The organism is Mucilaginibacter sp., assembly GCF_965277465.1.
Lineage (GTDB): Bacteria > Bacteroidota > Bacteroidia > Sphingobacteriales > Sphingobacteriaceae > Mucilaginibacter.
Genome location: NZ_CBDICW010000002.1, coordinates 259,026 through 275,829, shown reverse-complemented (window position 1 = coordinate 275,829; position 16,804 = coordinate 259,026). Strand labels below are relative to the sequence as shown.

General features: G+C 42.4%; 14 protein-coding genes. 6 read left to right on the top strand and 8 right to left on the bottom strand.

Features of this window, described 5'->3' with window-relative positions; genetic code table 11:
* The first annotated feature begins 144 nt into the window (after positions 1-144).
* Entirely contained in the window at positions 145-1,344 is a 1,200-nt protein-coding gene (locus ACQY4U_RS13545; RefSeq protein WP_428329971.1) for a DUF3179 domain-containing (seleno)protein, read from the top strand.
* 124 nt (positions 1,345-1,468) lie between these two features.
* A complete protein-coding gene (locus ACQY4U_RS13540) occupies positions 1,469-2,371 on the top strand; it encodes a hypothetical protein (RefSeq protein WP_428329970.1) in 903 nt (300 codons plus the stop codon).
* A 39-nt stretch (positions 2,372-2,410) separates the two neighbouring features.
* Here ACQY4U_RS13540 and ACQY4U_RS13535 read toward each other — a convergent pair whose 3' ends face one another.
* The 8 genes from ACQY4U_RS13535 to ACQY4U_RS13500 form a co-directional block, all read right to left on the bottom strand.
* Positions 2,411-3,289, bottom strand: coding sequence for an AraC family transcriptional regulator (locus ACQY4U_RS13535; RefSeq protein WP_428329969.1), 879 nt, complete (start codon positions 3,287-3,289; stop codon positions 2,411-2,413).
* Positions 3,290-3,480: 191 nt separating this feature from the next.
* Positions 3,481-4,728, bottom strand: coding sequence for an NAD(P)/FAD-dependent oxidoreductase (locus ACQY4U_RS13530; protein WP_428329968.1), 1,248 nt, complete (start codon positions 4,726-4,728; stop codon positions 3,481-3,483).
* Positions 4,729-4,767: 39 nt separating this feature from the next.
* On the bottom strand, positions 4,768-5,766 hold the full coding sequence (locus tag ACQY4U_RS13525; protein ID WP_428329967.1) for a 4-hydroxyproline epimerase: 999 nt from the start codon (positions 5,764-5,766) through the stop codon (positions 4,768-4,770).
* Between the two features lie 68 nt (positions 5,767-5,834).
* Positions 5,835-7,412, bottom strand: a complete 1,578-nt coding sequence (locus ACQY4U_RS13520; protein ID WP_428329966.1) for an aldehyde dehydrogenase (NADP(+)) — start codon at positions 7,410-7,412, stop codon at positions 5,835-5,837.
* Between the two features lie 193 nt (positions 7,413-7,605).
* Positions 7,606-8,544 carry a dihydrodipicolinate synthase family protein gene (locus ACQY4U_RS13515; RefSeq protein WP_428329965.1) on the bottom strand — a complete coding sequence of 313 codons (939 nt, stop codon included), beginning with the start codon at positions 8,542-8,544 and terminating at the stop codon, positions 7,606-7,608.
* Positions 8,545-8,599: 55 nt separating this feature from the next.
* A complete protein-coding gene (locus tag ACQY4U_RS13510; protein ID WP_428329964.1) occupies positions 8,600-10,819 on the bottom strand; it encodes a putative Ig domain-containing protein in 2,220 nt (739 codons plus the stop codon).
* A gap of 11 nt (positions 10,820-10,830) precedes the next feature.
* The gene (locus ACQY4U_RS13505) at positions 10,831-12,840 is read right to left on the bottom strand and encodes a glycoside hydrolase family 127 protein (protein ID WP_428329963.1); all 2,010 of its coding nucleotides are present in this window, start codon (positions 12,838-12,840) and stop codon (positions 10,831-10,833) included.
* A 272-nt stretch (positions 12,841-13,112) separates the two neighbouring features.
* Complete coding sequence (locus tag ACQY4U_RS13500; protein ID WP_428329962.1) at positions 13,113-14,690, bottom strand: glycoside hydrolase family 28 protein; 1,578 nt, start codon at positions 14,688-14,690, stop codon at positions 13,113-13,115.
* 190 nt (positions 14,691-14,880) lie between these two features.
* On the opposite strand from ACQY4U_RS13500, the gene ACQY4U_RS13495 reads away from it, so the two are divergent.
* The 4 genes from ACQY4U_RS13495 to ACQY4U_RS13480 all read left to right on the top strand — a co-directional run bounded on the left by ACQY4U_RS13495 (position 14,881) and on the right by ACQY4U_RS13480 (position 16,754).
* Complete coding sequence (locus ACQY4U_RS13495) at positions 14,881-15,240, top strand: hypothetical protein (RefSeq protein WP_428329961.1); 360 nt, start codon at positions 14,881-14,883, stop codon at positions 15,238-15,240.
* Positions 15,241-15,368: 128 nt separating this feature from the next.
* Positions 15,369-15,725, top strand: a complete 357-nt coding sequence (locus ACQY4U_RS13490) for a hypothetical protein (protein ID WP_428329960.1) — start codon at positions 15,369-15,371, stop codon at positions 15,723-15,725.
* Between the two features lie 120 nt (positions 15,726-15,845).
* On the top strand, positions 15,846-16,211 hold the full coding sequence (locus ACQY4U_RS13485; RefSeq protein ID WP_428329959.1) for a hypothetical protein: 366 nt from the start codon (positions 15,846-15,848) through the stop codon (positions 16,209-16,211).
* Between the two features lie 171 nt (positions 16,212-16,382).
* The gene (locus ACQY4U_RS13480; RefSeq protein ID WP_428329958.1) at positions 16,383-16,754 is read left to right on the top strand and encodes a hypothetical protein; all 372 of its coding nucleotides are present in this window, start codon (positions 16,383-16,385) and stop codon (positions 16,752-16,754) included.
* The last annotated feature ends 50 nt before the right edge of the window (positions 16,755-16,804 follow it).

Here is a 16,804-nt window from a genome sequence, read left to right as displayed (position 1 = left end):
TAAAAAGGATAGCCCTACTTCCCCTCTATCTTATAATAGCTTTAAATACAATTTATCTGAATAGGAAATTATCAGTGCTATTACCTATATTTAATTTTTAATAGATTAAAACCTTTTATAACCAATTTTTACATTCTAAATTAAATGAAGGCACAAACCAAACCTTCCATATTTTGGGCGGGTATTTTTTTGTTAGTTGTTCCTGGCTTGATCCATGCTTACCTGCTGATGCCTTTTCCAGGTAGCCAGGATCTTAATGCCATCACGGTATGTTACTATCTTGAAAAATTGGTGATGCCTTTACGTATAATTGGTGCTATTATAGTTATTTATTACTTTTTTAAATATCTGCTCAAAAATTCAATTACTGGCAAAATAGCCAAGCTATTGGTATTTGTGCTTTGCCTGGTAAGCTTTTACTTTACTGATGTGATGTTTAAAGCCGAAAGCATGTTTGAAGAGCCGCAAACCATAAAATTCAGCAATGCTATTTACAATAAAGTGCCCGAAAGCATGGTGGTTATCGGCGTTGTAAATAATGGTATTGCCAAGGCTTACCCGCTTGTATACTTAGGCTATCACCATAAAATACAGGACAACGTGGGTAATGAACCAGTATTGGTAACTTATTGCACCATGTGCCGTACGGGTAGGGTTTACAGCCCGGTGGTAAATGGAAAAAGGCAAAACTTCAGGCTGGTGGGTGCCAGGCACTACAATGCTATTATAGAAGATGCCGCCACAAAAACATGGTGGTACCAGGCCACTGGCAATGCCGCCGTTGGCGAACTTAAAGGCGAACATTTAGCCGAGCTGCCTTATGAACAATCAACTTTGGGTGCATGGCTAAACAAACACCCGGCATCGCTTATTTTACAGCCGGATGTGCATTATTTAAGCGATTATAATGACCTTAAAAATTACGACCGCTTGCAATCGGTAGATAAAGACAGCGTTTTAAAGAACAAAGATTCGCTGGTTAGAAAAAGCTGGATGGTTGGTATAATAATTAACGGGCAGGCAAAGGCTTACGACTGGAGGCAGCTTGATAAAAAACGACTGGTAAATGACCAGGTAAACCATACCCCGCTATTAATTGCCTTAGAACATGACAGCCTTACTTACCATGCTTTTAACAGCACAGTAAAAGGTAAAGCATTACACTTTAAGTTAGATACCGCCGGCACTATTACCGACCAGGAAACAGCCTCGGTATGGAACTGGGATGGCCTTTCAACAGCCGGTACACTAAAGGGCAGCCAGCTTAATAAGATCCAGGCCTACCAGGAATACTGGCACTCCTGGAAACATTTTCACCCAAACACGCTCTTCTGGAAAGATTAATTCAAGCTAATTTCTTTCTGATTTTATTTTAACTGTGGTGCAAAGTCATCCTTAATAAAATCTTCACACTAAAAACGTTTCTTTGCGTTATTAACATTATAATGCTGTTTACGTATAATTAGCTATGAGCCGCGCTGCAAAAATAAAGATACTGGTACCGTTAGTGGTGATCCTGTTTGTGGGTGCTTATGGCCGCCACAGGATGCTGAGCAAGGAGTTTGATAAAGTGGGCATGCTGAGCACTAAGCAAATGAATGAAATTTCAGGAATTGCGGCGTCGGGCATTAACAACGACTTATACTATGTACATAATGACAGCGGCGATACAAGTCGCTTTTTTGCGATAACACCTGACGGTACCTTAAAATCAACCATCTATTTTAAGGGTGACAAAAAGGAAAAACTGGGCGTACACGATTGTGAAGACATTGCCGTTGGACCGGGCCCTGTTAATTCAAAAAGCTATGTGTATTTGGGCGACATTGGCGATAATGCTGCCGACAGACCGTATTTAACGGTTTACCGTATGGAAGAAAAAACGGATTGGGCAAACACACCGTTATCAAAAGCTGAGGCCGCACCTATACACTTAAAATATCCTGACGGGCCAAGAGATGCCGAAACCCTAATGCTTGACACTATTGAAAGGCTTTTATATGTTGTAAGTAAAAGGCAGGATTCCGTAACCGTATATACATCACCTTTGGATTATAAAACGAACGACACCGTTGTAATGACCAAACGCTGCAAGCTGTTTTTTAAAGGGTACAAGTTATTTAAATGGATAACCGCAGGCGATATATCAAAAGATGGCCGGCAGGTACTATTAAAAAGCTATACCAAGGTTTATTACTGGAAACGTGAAGGTAATGAGCCTGTTTGGAAAACTATGTTAAATACACCAAAAGAACTCCCTTATCTGCAAGAAAAACAAGGCGAAGCCATAGGATTTACGCCAGATGGAACAGGCTACTATACCACCAGCGAGGGTGTTTTTGCACCGATATATTATTATAAAATTCCCTGATAGAGGGATGCCTATACGTGGCAATGTATTACTGCTTATCTATTCGATCGTGTTTGAATAACTGTTCACATAATCGCGCGGGGAAACGCCTGTTATGCTTTTAAACACGTAATTAAAATTGGTAATGCTGTTAAAGCCGCAGCTGTAAGCAATGGTAGCTATACTTTTTGCCGAACCATTCACCAGCATTTTGCAGGCTTCATTTACGCGCACCTTATTCACAAAATTAACAAAGGTATGCCGGGTGTGCTTTTTAAAATAACGGCAAAAAGCGGTTGGAGTAAGGTGCGCCTGCATGGCTACATCATCAAGCGTAAGAGCGCTGCTGTAGTTCTGCATTATATAGTTATATACATTGGCTATACGCATCCCTTCAGGGTCGGTCATAGAAAACGCATAGCTGCCTGATGATAATGGCTGCAGCTCATTATTGCTGCTCATTACGTTAAGCAGCTCAATAAAAGTATAAAGCTGCTCTGCACCGCTGGCTTGCTGTATGGTTTCTATACGTTTCACAATATCCAGGTACAGGCTATCAGGTATTTTAAACCCGCTTTGCATCTGGGTAATAAAGGCACTAACGGTTTTCATCTCGGGCAGGCCAAACAGGGCGGATAATTTACCAGTCGGGTTAAAAAATATAGTAACCGTTTGCACATCCTTATCATTATCCTGCTGAAAGTATACCGGGTCGCTTTTAAACAGGTGGGGCAGGTTAGCACCCAGCACATAAATTTCACCATCCCTAAAAGCGTGCATGCTGTTGCCTGCTAATAATGTCCCCTCGCCTGTTTTTATCCAGGTGATCTGGATCTCGGCATGGCGGTGCAGATAAGTATAAAAGTGCGGCAATACTTCTTCCTGCACAATGATTGAATGATCATGTGGTACAGGAATGGTAAAAGGCAGTACTTTCATAAAGCAATTATAATGAATTTTGGTTGATTGAGTTAGCTACGCAGAAACTTGTTAACAGGGTTGAAAGGGGATCAACCATCGGCATCAATCAAAAACAATTAAAACAAACAAAGCAACCATTAAACATATTACACAAACTTAATAGCCTGCCATATAATTTATAAGATTGCTTTGTATAAAACAGCAATATTTTATTGATACCTGTCTGCCGCAAATAAGCTGGCTTCAATAGCAGGTTTTTCGCCGTTAAAGGCATCAGCTATCAGTTTGCCTGTTGCAGGGCCAAGTCCCAGGCCTATCATAGCATGACCGGTTGCAATGGCCAGGTTTTTATACTTACCAGTTAAACCAATATAAGGCAAACCATCCGGCGAGCATGGGCGAAAGCCGAACCATACATCTTTTTGTGCGGGTAATGGCAACTTAAAATCAGGGAAATATTTGGGTACCGATTCAACAATACCTTTAACCCGGTTCATGTTTACCTGTTTATTGATCTTGCCGATCTCCATCGTGCCACCAAAGCGGATTCCGTCATTCATGGGGGTAATGGCAACCCTTGCTTCGCAAAGTATAGATGGAACCGTCATCGGCTTAGCAGGATCATTTACCATAAATGAATAACCTTTACCCGGCATCAACGGCACATTTAAGCCAACCATTTTAGCTATAGCCGGCGACCATGAGCCCCCCGCTATTAAATAGGTATCGCCTGTATACTCTTTATCTTTCGTACTTACCGAAGTTACCTTACCGCCGTTTTGATTGATCTTAAGCACCTCTGTATTGCGGTGAATTTTAACACCCGCCGTTTCAAGGTATTTTATTAAGCCCGCCATCAGTTTATTGGGCGACATGTGCGAATCACAACGATAATGTACCGACCCTAAAATATCCAGTTCTATATCCGGTTGCAGTTTGCGGGTTTCCGCAGGGCTCAGGTATTGGGCATCTAATCCGAGAGTAGCGGCTTTTTCGGCCATGTGAATTTCCTCTTCCTCCACATGCGGCGATTTAAACAGCATCAGGATCCCTTTATCCTGTAAGCCAAAATCAATCCCCGATTCTTTTTCAAACTCGTGGTACAAGCTTTTGCTGAATAACGATATATCCGCTAAGCCTCCGGCGGAGCGCTCTACATGCTTTTTGGTGGCGCTTTTCATAAATTTTAACCCCCAGCCAATTAAGTCTTTACTTAATGATGGTTTTACATAAAAGGGGCTTTTACTATCAAACATCCAGCGGATACCCTGCTCAATAATACCCGGCGATGCCAGCGGTACAAAGTGGCTTGGCGTAACCATACCTAAATTACCATACGAGCAATTATCGGCCAGATCGCCTTGCTCCAGTATATCAACTTCCCAACCTGATTTATGCAGGTAGTAGGCCGAAAACAAACCTATAACACCACCGCCAATTATAATTGCTTTACTCATTATCTAATTTCAATAGCTCCAAAAAGGAGGTTCATTTTTTTATATTACCTGGAAACCATAAGCATACGGATCCTCATCATCTATTTTGATGGTATTGTAACCATAAACCCTTGCCCAGCCTTCAATACCGGGTATTATAGCCGGCTGGTCGCCTATCATCACTTCGTCTTCAACAGTACCAATAAACTGGCTGCCAATGATACTTTCGTGGATAAACTTATCGCCTTTTTTCAGTTTGCCTTTTGCATGCCACTGCGCCATACGGGCCGATGTACCGGTACCGCATGGTGAACGGTCAATTGCTTTATCGCCATAAAAAACTGCGTTGCGGGCAGTAGCTTCGGGCGATATGGTTTTACCTGCCCATAAAATATGCGAGCAGCCATTAATGGTTGGATTTTGCGGATGAACAAAGGTATATTTCTCATTTATCCTTTGCCTTAAAACACGGCTCCATGAAATCAGCTGATCGGCAGTGTAATTTTCCAGGCCTTTAAAGTTTGGCTGCGGATCAACAATGGCATAATAGTTACCGCCATAGCTTACATCAATGGTTAACATCCCCAGGTCGGGGCATTCAACCTCTAAATTTTCGGCAGCAAGGTATGAGGCAACGTTGGTAAGCTTTACCGATTTAACTTTGCTTCCCTCCTGTTTATATTCAATCAGTACTAAACCGGCAGGGGCTTCCATGCGGATAATGCCCGGAGTTTTTGGGATGATCAGGCCTTCTTCAACAGCAATGGTAATGGTGCCTATGGTTCCGTGCCCGCACATTGGCAGGCAACCGCTGGTTTCAATAAACAAAACAGCTACGTCATTTGCCGGATCATGAGGCGGATAAAGGATACTGCCCGACATCATATCGTGCCCGCGTGGCTCAAACATCAACCCCTTGCGGATCCAGTCATATTCTTTCAGAAAATGCTGGCGCTTCTCGCTCATGTTATTCCCCTCCAGGTTTGGGCCGCCACCGGCTACCAACCTAACCGGGTTGCCGCAGGTATGCGCATCTATGCAGAAAAAAGTTTTTGTCATTGGATTTTTTAGTCATTATGACATTAGGGATTGGGCATTTAATATTTAAAATGCCCAATAACCAATGTCTATTTAGTCCATTCATTATTAAACAAGCGCCATATATTTAGCGGGTTGCCGGTTTTCAATTCATCAGGCAATAAATCATCGCTCCAGTTTTGCCAGCAAACAGGCCTTACAAAACGTTTGATTGATGAGGTACCTACTGATGTAAAACGGCTATCGGATGTTGAAGGGAAAGGGCCGCCATGTTGTATGGCATTACCAACTTCAACACCTGTTGGCGGGTTATTTAATATTACCCTGCCAGCTAAATTAGCCAGCTTATCGGTAATGTTTTTATAAGCCGCAAGTTCTTCCTTTTCGGCCATTACAGTTGCCGTTAACTGACCATGTAGTGAATCAATTACCTGTTCTAATTGCGCCATATCATCGGCAACAACTAACATTGAGTACGGACCAAATACTTCTTCTTTATATTTTTCGTCAGCTAAAAATGCCGCTGCCGTAATTTCTGTTACTATGGCCACACCCTGGTTTACTTTTTCGGCATTCAATTTATCAGAATGACCTATTATAGAAACATTGGGAGATGCAAGCATACCTTTTGATAATTTATCAAAGTTGGCACAGATGCCCGGTGTAAGCATAGTGGCAGAGTTTATATTGGCAATACCCTCGGCAAGTGTTTGCTTAAATCTATCTAAACCGGCGCTTTTTACTGCTAATAATAACCCTGGATTGGTACAAAACTGACCAGCACTCATGGTGATGGAATCGGTATAGGTTTTGGCCAGTTCTTCGGCACGGTTCTCTAATGCCTGTGGCATTAATAATACCGGGTTAATGCTGCCCATTTCGGCAAATACCGGGATAGGTTCATCACGCTCGCGCGCCATTTTCAGCAGCGCCATACCACCTTTTAGCGACCCTGTAAAAGTTACTATTTTGGTTTTGGGATGCTTAACCAATGCTTCGCCGACGGCATAGCCGTTATCGTACAAAATAGAAAAAACACCTTCGGGAATATCATTTTTTTCAGCAGCTTTTTTAATGGCTTCGGCTACCAAAGCGCTGGTACCCGGATGTGCGGGATGCGCTTTAACAATAACCGGGCAACCGGAAGCAAGGGCCGCAGCAGTATCGCCGCCAGCCACAGAAAATGCCATTGGGAAGTTGCTTGCACCAAAAACTACAGCCGGACCAATCGGTACCATCATTTTACGAATATCGGCCCTTGGTAAAGGTTTACGATCAGGCATTGCGGTATCAACAATTGCCTCAACCCATGATCCTTCGTCCAACAGATCGGCAAACATATAAAGCTGGTTGGTTGTACGTCCGCGTTCGCCCTGCAGGCGGGGTGCCGGCAGGCCGCTTTCGCTCATAGCTCGCTCAATCAGGGTATCGCCAATGGCAATTATCTCATCGGCTATGCTGCGCAAAAAGGCTGCTTTTTTAGTTTTACCAATATTGCGGTAAACGGCAAAAGCTTTATCAGCAAGGTTAACTGCTGCATCCGCTTCGGATAAACTGGCGGCATAAAAATCGCCGGGAAGATCAACGCCCAAGGCAGGATCAACGGCATTAAATTTATTGCCTAATTCGGGCAAATAACTGTACCCTATTAAATTTCTTGTGTTCATATTTACTGATCAATATGCTCCTAATGTTTTAATATAAGCCTTTGAGCCTACATTTTTTGTTCAGGCATTAACGCCTTAACGGGCGGTAGTGTTATTGCACTGCCGCCCGTAATAACTTTGGCTGATATGGAAATATTAAGCGCCCTGCAATTGGATTGCAAATCCCATCAGTCAAAGTAACAATAGCTTATTACTAATTAACAGCTACTTCTGCTTCAATACCCCAGCTACCGGCAGGCAGTTCGGGGCGGTTAGCTACGGCATTATTAATGATAGCTAAAACTCTTTTGCGCTCCTCGCCTACCAATGGTAAACGTGGCTGCCTTACGTTTTCGGTACCTAAGCCAGTAGCAACCTCGGCCAGTTTTATGTACTGTACCAATTTAGGATGAATATCCAGCTCAAGCACAGGTAAAAACCAACGGTAAATAGTCAAAGCTTCCTGGTGGCGGCCTTGTTTAGCCAGGTTAAAGATGGCTACAGTTTCCCGTGGGAAAGCATCAACCAAACCGGCTACCCAACCATCGGCACCCATAAATATGCTCTCTAAAGCCAGGGTGTCCACACCACATAAAAGCTTAAACCTGTCGCCAAAACGGTTGATCATACGGGTTACGTTGCTTACATCGCGGGTTGATTCTTTTACCGCCTGGATGTTATCATATTTTGAAAGTTCTTCAAACATATCTAACGTAACCTCGATTTTGTAATCGTGCGGGTTATTGTAGATCATGATAGGAAGCGGTGTACTTTTTGCAACTGTAGCAAAGTATTGTATGGTTTCGTCCTTATCGGCAAGGTAACGTAAAGGCGGCAGCATCATTAAGCCATCGGCACCATATTTTAGTGCACAGTCTGCAAAAAATAAGGCTCCTTTTGTAGTTTGCTCCGCGATGTTAAAAATTACGTAAGCACGCTTGTTTACTGTTTTAACTGTTTGTTTTAACAGCTCAATCTTCTCCTCTTCAGTTAATACACTGGCTTCGCCTAATGAACCGCCGATGATGATACCTTTGGCACCTGCTTCTAATTGTGCTTCGATATTTTTATCGAATGCTTCAAAATCCATTTCATCGTTATCATTGAATTTTGTGGTTACTGCCGGGAAAACCCCTTTCCAAATTACGCTCATATTGTTGTTTTTTATTCCTTTTATCCTTTTTAATTCTCTTTATACAGGCCGGGTTTTATTTACTCAGCCTTACTAACATAACCCCATGAGGCGCTACTTTAACGGTGTATGTATTACCACTGGTTATTAAATATTTTTGCTGCCATACATCCCTGATTTTGGTAAGGCCTTTTAAACCATCTTCATCGCGGTTAAGAGTGATGGTTTGGTATTTATCTGATGTATTGAACAAGCCCACAGCTTTGCCGCCGTCGGCAAGATCTTTTATCCAAACCTGGTATTCGTCTTTTTTAACGGCCTGGCGTGCTTCTTTGCCTAAAGCATCCTGATCTATGGCCAAAACCTCATCATTGGTAAGCAAACCTAAAGTAAACCTGTCCAGCTTGCCCAAATCGCAACCAATTAATAGCGGTGCTGATAATAAGCTCCAAAGGCTGATGTGGGTATATTGCTCATCAGGGCTTAAACGGCTGTTGTGCTGGTTATCGCCCCAGCCTACTTTGCCAACCACCAACATATCCGGATCATTAAAATGCCCGGGTTGTGCGTGAGGCCCCTCGGCTATCTGGTGAAAACCAATGCCCGACATACTTTTCCAGGTATCCTCAATATCGCCGGTTGTACGCCAGCTGTTACCACCAACTTCGGCTCCCCAGTTCCATACATCGCCCCAGCCATACTGACACAGGCTAAACATAATATCGCGCGGAATTTTATCCAGCGAAGCACGCATTACTTCGTAAGGTTTTTTAAGGTCGGCCAGTGCAGGAGTTTTAACGGTAACCTCGCTGTATGAACACCAGTCGTATTTTAAGTAATCAATACCCCAGTCGCCATACGTTTTAGCATCCTGATCCTCGTGCTGCCAGCTGCCTAAATAGCCGCCGCAGGTACGCGGGCCGGGCGATGAATAAATACCCATTTTTAAACCGATACTGTGGATATAATCAGTAAGCCCCTTCATATCCGGAAACTTCTCATTAGGCGTTATCTCGCCGTTTGGCTGGCGCTGTGCTGCCTCCCATCCATCATCAATGTTAATATAGTTCCAGCCGTGTGCGCTCAGTTTATCGGCAAATGCCTTGGCTGATGTGCGTACCTTTTGATCGTTAACGGTAAGGCCCCATGCGTTCCAGCTGTTCCAGCCTAATGCAGGTGTTAAACCAATATTGTCGCCTATGCTGATGGTGAATTTTTTAGTTTTAGTAGCAAGGCTGTTATGTACGGTAATTACTACCGGATATTCTCCCTTTTGACTTACCACACCCGAAATAATACCCGTACCTGCATCAACCGTTAAACCGGCAGGCAAGCCCGCAGCCGAATAAGTAAGCGGCTTTTTACCCGTAGCCGGGATTAAGTATAAGAACGGATGACCGGGGCGCGCGCCATAAACATCGGGCCCGTTTATACGTGGTTTAGGGCTTGGGTAAGGCGTAAGCACATAAGGTGTACCCTCTGATTTGCTGACAGATCTTCCTGATTTTTCTTCTGTAAACTTATAGCTGATGTTATATGATTTTTTTTCGAGCCTGGCTATATTGAAGGTATAGGTAAACGGTTTGCCTGTTGAAAAATCAGCATCATTTGTTTTTTCATAAAGCACGGTGCCGTTTTCAGGATCAGTTACCGTGAATGATAATTTACCCTTATAATCATAGCTGCCCGCTGCCGATAGTTTGATTGATTTATTCAGGCTGTTATTATCGCCATAACTAAAATCAGCATCGGTATTGATGTTTACATGATCCATAATATCGGCCATGCTGATCTGGAACTTATCGCCATACATACCGCCATCGCCGCCGGTATCAAATACGCGTACGGCCAGTACATTTTCTCTATCCCATAAAATGGCGGGGTTATTGGCTGCTATTACATAGCTGCGCGGGCCATAGTTTGATTGTTTAATATCACCGCCTTTACCGCCGTATCTGGCAATCAGCTTTCCGTTTAAATAAAGCTCATCGTTATCATCAATATTGTGCAGATCTATCCGGATGCTATCTTTCAGAAATGATTTTTCTTTTAATGATGATGGGATAACCACATGCAGCCTATACCAGCCAAAGCCATCATAGCTGGGGTAACCCTGCCGTTCCCAGTTATAGGATAAATCAATAGGTTTCCAGTTGTGATCGTTATAAGTTGGTGATGCCCATTGCGTTGAATCTCCGGTAGAAAACTTCCATCCTTTGTTGATAGTAATTTCCTGCGCCGAAGCCCTGCAAAACAGGGCCGCAGCGAAGGAGGTCAGTATTAAAATCTTCTTCATTGGTTAAATGGTTATTTGGTTAATAATTCCACATACTTAACCTGTTCCGGAAACCAAACCGTCATTTCGCCCTTACCGCGGTTGGCCCACGAATAATAAGGAATGGCAGTCATTGTTTTGTTTTCGGTGGTTATGGTTTGTGCTGCTTCATCAATATTAACACTTTTTACCTCAGCTTTTAAAACTGTTATACCATTTAACAATGCGGGCTCATAAGTTGTTGTAAAAACGGTACCCTTCGGCACAATTAAATTGGTAGCCATACCATTGTTATCGGCCCACTCGGCGCAATACATTATAGGGCCGCGCTGCAGGGCAACTTTGCCATTATCATCAGCAAGGCTGGTATTGGCAACTACCCTTTGCACATCCATTGGCAGGGTAAGCTCAACCTTATCATTCTTTTTCCATTTTTTGCTGATAACGGCATAACCGTTCTTCGTTTGGTAGTCAACAGCTTTGCCGTTAACTTTTATCGTTATTTTTTGTGCCGATGATTGTTCATAGCTGTACAGGTTTGAGGGGATAGCCTGATCTTTTGCCCATCCAGGGATGCGAATCTTCAGGTTCATATCCATTGCCGAAGCGGGATCAATAGTAAATGTCAATCCGCCATCCCAGGGGTAATTATTTTGCTGGGTTATTTTAAGCGCTTTTTTATTCACCATTAAATTTCCGGTACCACTGATAAACAGGTTGATATAAACATCATTGCCATTTTGCGCATAGATATAACCGGGAATTGATGGCAGCAACCTTGCCACATTGGTGGGGCAGCATGAACACTCAAACCAACCCGAACGGCCGCGCTCAAGATCAGGGTGCGAAAAGCTGTTGCTTACCTGCATGGCATTAGTATAGAAAAACGACTTACCATCTAAAGCCACGCCCGATATTAAACCATTGTATAAGGTTTTTTCCATTACATCGATGTACTTAGCATCACCATGCAGCAAAAACATACGCTGGTTCCAGAAAACGCTGCCTATAGCTGCGCAGGTTTCATTATAAGCAGTAGCATTTGGCAGCTCATAATTATCACCGAAACGTTCACCATCGCCAACGGCACCAATGCTGCCCTGCACATACATTTTTTTGGTAACCATATTGTTCCAGATCTTATCAATAGCTGCTATGTAAGCGGTATCGCCTGTAAGCGCCGCAACATCTGTCATCCCCGAATAAAGATACATGGCGCGTACGGCATGGCCCTCGGCTTCGTCCTGGTCAATAACCGGGATATTATCCTGAAAATAGGTGCCATTCTCATAAACGTTTTTGCTTTTGGCATCATACTTTTTAATGCCGCGCTGATCTATAAAAAATTTAGCCAGGCTCAGGTAATCGGCTTTGCCGGTAACGCGGTATAACCTAACCAGGCCCATCTCTACAATTTCGTGGCCGGGGGCAACATGCCTTTTAGCCGGGCCAAAGGTGCGCACCAACAGATCGGCATTTTTTATGGCGATATTAAGAAAATTGCGTTTGCCTGTTGCCATATAATGGGCAACAGCAGCCTCGTACATATGGCCGCAATTGTAAAGCTCGTGACTCATTTTTGATTCGTTAACCCAACGCTCGGGGCCGGCCCATGATTGCGGGTGAATAGGATCAATACTGCGGGCGGTGTATAAATAACCATCGGGCTCCTGCGCCTTACCTACAATAGTGATCAGTGAATCAATATAGGCTGATAATTTAGCATCAGGATGTACGGCTAATGAATAAGAAGCACCCTCAATGGTTTTATAAATATCGGTATCGTCAAAAGGATAGGTGGTGCAGAATTTACCCTTATGCTCGGCGGCCATGGTAAAGTTTTTTACACGGCCTGTACTTTCGCAACGGGCAAATGATGCCGGGATGGTTGCAGTACGGTTAGTTTCGATCCTTGAGGTCCAAAACTGATCGGTTAATTTTACACTGGTAAAAGGTACGGGCTGAATAGGATAATCCTGCTTTTGTGCAAAAGCAGAAAGACTGCAAAAAGTAATAGCCAGTAAAAAGATGTTCTTTATCATATCCCCTTTATAAGTATATCGCAATCCTAAAAACAAGCTTGTTTATTGTAAACTTACTGTATATCAAAAGTACGGTTCTATAAAAATTTATAATAAAGGATAATTACCCAATTTTAACTGTATTTTAACTTATTAAACAGCAATGGTGATTTTAATTGGGTAGAATAGTGTAAGAAATACATATCCAACATGCGGGCAAAGCCCGCTGCACTTACCCTTAGAGCACCTCAGGATGACAGTCGTTCTCTTTAACCGGACTGCCAGTGTGAAGTTTATTTAAAACGCTCAAACCCCTCAACCTGCTCTTTACTTATGGTAGCCTTGCTGTTGGTTTTAACACCGTCGCCATTTTTTAGTATAATGGCATAACCGTTTTTACTCGCAGGTGCTGCCGTTCCTTCGTAATCTACAATTTTAAGGTTCTTGAAATTATCAACCGTTATGCCATTGGTAATATATGGCTGGCTGATGGTATTATCCCAGGTTAGTTTAAAATCATTAAGGGTTAAGCCATTTACATAGTGCGCATAAAGGCCCGAAATATCATGAGCAAACAATTGTTCGCGCTCATCCAAACAACCACGCAGGTCAATATTGCCACCCATAACATCGTTCAGTTTGCTATTGGTAAACTCCATTGATACATGGTTAAAACGCACATCCCGGATAATGCTTTGGTCTGATCCGTAAAGTAAAATACCGTTCTCGCCTTTACAGGTAATGTTATTGAACTCCACATTTTTTATAACGCCAAGCGTTACATCTGCTTTACCCCTCACAGCCGAAATATGGATAGGCTCGCCATTACCCCACCAATCGCCGGTATGGTATTTGGTTTCAATGGTCATATCGCTGAAGGTGATATTCTCTAACGAACCCACATCCCGCAAAAAAATGCCAATACCCCTGCTTGAGTTGGTAATATTACAATGACTTACGTGGATGTTGCGAACCGTGTTCTGATCTAAAAAACCAATGCGGATACCGCTTGAGTACGATTGCAGGTTACAATTGCTAACAATAATATTTTCTGAAACATGCTTTAAGCCATTAAACCCCGGGATCTCAAAATGATGGTCATAACCCACAATGGCCAGCGCATCATCACCAGCACGAATATCGGAGTTAGTGATCATCACATTGGTGCAGCTGGTTACATCAATACCATCGGCATTGGGTACCAATAAACCGCTCCATAAACAGATGCCGTTAACGCTTACATCATCACAATCGGCAAAGTGCAGCGTCCAGAACGGTGAGTTTAACAAAGAAATATCGCGTAGCTGTACATGCTTACAATTACTAAAAATTACCATTTGCCTTGGGCGGTCTTTAGGCACCACCGGGCCATCGCCAATGCCGTTATCTACTTTACGGTAATTATCTTTTTGCCGGGTAAAACGGGCGCTGTTGGCATCAATTTTCTTCGCCTTATCAAACTCAAAAAAAACTTTGTTATTACCGTCAATTGTTCCGGGCCCGGTTATGGAAACGTTTTCGGCATTCAGGGTATATAATATGCCGTAGTAATTAATGCCGTAACCTTCTTTGGTATAGCTTTCATAATCTTTCAGCTCGGCACTGCCCTGTAATACTGCGCCGCTTTCAAGGTACAGGTTTACATTGCTTTTTAAATGGAAGGTACCTGTTACAAATACGCCCGCCGGCACATATACCCTGCCGCCGCCATTTTGGTTACAGGCATCAACGGCTTTTTGAATAGCGGCGGTGCTTACTGTTTTACCATCGTTTACAGCGCCGTAATCTTTTATGTTAAAAGTTTGGGCATGTAAGGTACCAAAGGCACAAAGGCAGCAAAAAACCAACAGGTAACGGGTAACTGAATACATAAAATTATAATTGGTATATAAATGTTAGTAAAGGCGGCTATGTTAATAGAAACACAAGCCGCCATTAAGCATTGGTAACAAACTTAACATATTGTTTATGATAAAATTTAATACCAATTCTACCTTTAATGATTGAAAAACAACAGGTAACAACATCATAAGTTATCAATTTAAATAAAAAATCTGAGTTATGAAAACTCCAAAAATTATTACCACCGTAATTTTATTATGCTGCTTTTTAACCGGCTTTGCAACTGTTGAAAATTTGAACGGCAAGTGGACAGGCACGCTTAAAACCGACCAGGGTGATGAATATCCGCTGCTTTATCATTTTAAGATCAATGGCGCAGAGCTATCAGGCACGGCAAAAACACCAAAAGGCGAACTGCCCATTAACGACGGTAAAATAACAGGCAGCACTTTTACTTTTAATGTGATGATAAATAACATGGAAATTGACCATAGCGGTAAGTTTTATGGCGATTCGGTTGGGGTTGATATTAGTATGGGCGATATTAAATCGCACGCTACGTTAACCCGGATACCATAGAAAAACACCCGCTACCGGGATATAAGAGCAGGGTTAATGAACAAATTGTCCGCTTAAAAAATATTTTATTCTCTACAGTACTTTTATTTAATAAAAACTTTATTTTTAGGGAATTAAGATCACCAATTATGAAAAAAAGATTTTTTACAACTACGGCACTGCTGTGCTGCTTTGTGGTTTGTTTTGCTGTTATAGCAGATATTACTGGTAAATGGAGTGGAAGCATTACCACGCCCGACGGGCAGGATCTGCCTGTTTCTTACACCTTTAAAGTTGACGGTGAAAAACTTACCGGCGAAGCTACATCACCCGGCGGAACAGTTACCGTTGATGATGGTAAAATAAAAGATGATACCTTCTCTTTTAAAGTGACGGTACAGGGCAATGACTACCCGCATACAGGTAAGGTTTATGCGGACTCAATAGCTATGGATGTGGATTTTGGTGGGCAAAAAACACATACCGTACTTAAAAGAGCCAAATAATTTAAAAACACTATACCACCCAAACCGATTACCCTGCCCCATAAAGGCAGGGTTTTTTAGCTTAATTTTAAGCTTGTTGTAACACTTGTATAATTACTATATCTTATAAAAAACTAAACAATGAAAATCAAAATCTTAACAACTACGGCATTGGTATGCTGCTTTATGGTTTGCATGGCTGTAGTGGCCGACTTAACCGGCAAATGGACCGGATCATTAAAAACCCCCGATGGTAATGAGATCCCGGTAACTTATAACCTTAAAATTGATGGTGATAAAATAACAGGCTCGGCAGATTCGCCGCAAGGTGCCGCAGACATTACTGATGGAAAGCTAACCGGTAATGACCTGAGCTTTAAAGTTTCATCAAACGGGCAGGACATTCCGCATACTGGTAAATACTACCCTGCTGCCGATTCTATCGGGATGAATGTTGATTTTAACGGCACTAAAATGCATTTTACGCTTAAGCGCAGCAATCAATAATATTTAATTTAAAGATATCAAGGGCGTTTTATACGATGAGCAATACAGGCTGCATCATGTATAAAACGCCCTTTTTGTTTAAAACGCAAGCTTATTAAAAGCAACCTTTTTTAAAAATCGGTGGTAAGTACTGTTGTAACTCCATTAACAGTTTTTACATTTGCACCAATTATGCTCAAAAGGTTCACAGTTCTGCTATTGATCGCTTCAATTGTCTCTGCTAACTTCTCGCGCCTGTTTATTTATGCTGGTTTTGAACTCAACCGAAACTACATTGCCACCAAACTTTGTGAAAACCGGAATAAACCCTGGCTGCACTGTAACGGCAAATGTTATTTTATGAAGAAGATAAAACAGGCAGAAGAAAAAGAGAGAAGCGACGAGCGCCAATCGCAAAAAAACCTTTTCCAGGAGGCTTTATTTACACAAAAGCCCGAAGTAGGTTTTTACTCGCAGGTATTGCAGGTAATTCAGGTACCTGAACGCCGCATTACCTTGCCTAAGGTTTACCTCCCTATTTTCCAGCCGCCCCGGCTCGGATAGTTATAACCCATTTTATTTTTTGCTGTTTAAAATTTTATTGCTGTTTAATT

What these genes read in the sequence shown, in the direction of transcription:
- ACQY4U_RS13490 (WP_428329960.1), top strand. Translation starts at nt 15,369, where the DNA reads ATGAAAAAAAGATTTTTTACAACTACGGCACTGCTGTGCTGCTTTGTG.
- ACQY4U_RS13530 (WP_428329968.1), bottom strand. Translation starts at nt 4,728, where the DNA reads ATGAGTAAAGCAATTATAATTGGCGGTGGTGTTATAGGTTTGTTTTCG.
- ACQY4U_RS13535 (WP_428329969.1), bottom strand. Translation starts at nt 3,289, where the DNA reads ATGAAAGTACTGCCTTTTACCATTCCTGTACCACATGATCATTCAATC.
- ACQY4U_RS13525 (WP_428329967.1), bottom strand. Translation starts at nt 5,766, where the DNA reads ATGACAAAAACTTTTTTCTGCATAGATGCGCATACCTGCGGCAACCCG.
- ACQY4U_RS13480 (WP_428329958.1), top strand. Translation starts at nt 16,383, where the DNA reads ATGCTCAAAAGGTTCACAGTTCTGCTATTGATCGCTTCAATTGTCTCT.
- ACQY4U_RS13510 (WP_428329964.1), bottom strand. Translation starts at nt 10,819, where the DNA reads ATGAAGAAGATTTTAATACTGACCTCCTTCGCTGCGGCCCTGTTTTGC.
- ACQY4U_RS13545 (WP_428329971.1), top strand. Translation starts at nt 145, where the DNA reads ATGAAGGCACAAACCAAACCTTCCATATTTTGGGCGGGTATTTTTTTG.
- ACQY4U_RS13505 (WP_428329963.1), bottom strand. Translation starts at nt 12,840, where the DNA reads ATGATAAAGAACATCTTTTTACTGGCTATTACTTTTTGCAGTCTTTCT.
- ACQY4U_RS13540 (WP_428329970.1), top strand. Translation starts at nt 1,469, where the DNA reads ATGAGCCGCGCTGCAAAAATAAAGATACTGGTACCGTTAGTGGTGATC.
- ACQY4U_RS13495 (WP_428329961.1), top strand. Translation starts at nt 14,881, where the DNA reads ATGAAAACTCCAAAAATTATTACCACCGTAATTTTATTATGCTGCTTT.
- ACQY4U_RS13500 (WP_428329962.1), bottom strand. Translation starts at nt 14,690, where the DNA reads ATGTATTCAGTTACCCGTTACCTGTTGGTTTTTTGCTGCCTTTGTGCC.
- ACQY4U_RS13515 (WP_428329965.1), bottom strand. Translation starts at nt 8,544, where the DNA reads ATGAGCGTAATTTGGAAAGGGGTTTTCCCGGCAGTAACCACAAAATTC.
- ACQY4U_RS13485 (WP_428329959.1), top strand. Translation starts at nt 15,846, where the DNA reads ATGAAAATCAAAATCTTAACAACTACGGCATTGGTATGCTGCTTTATG.
- ACQY4U_RS13520 (WP_428329966.1), bottom strand. Translation starts at nt 7,412, where the DNA reads ATGAACACAAGAAATTTAATAGGGTACAGTTATTTGCCCGAATTAGGC.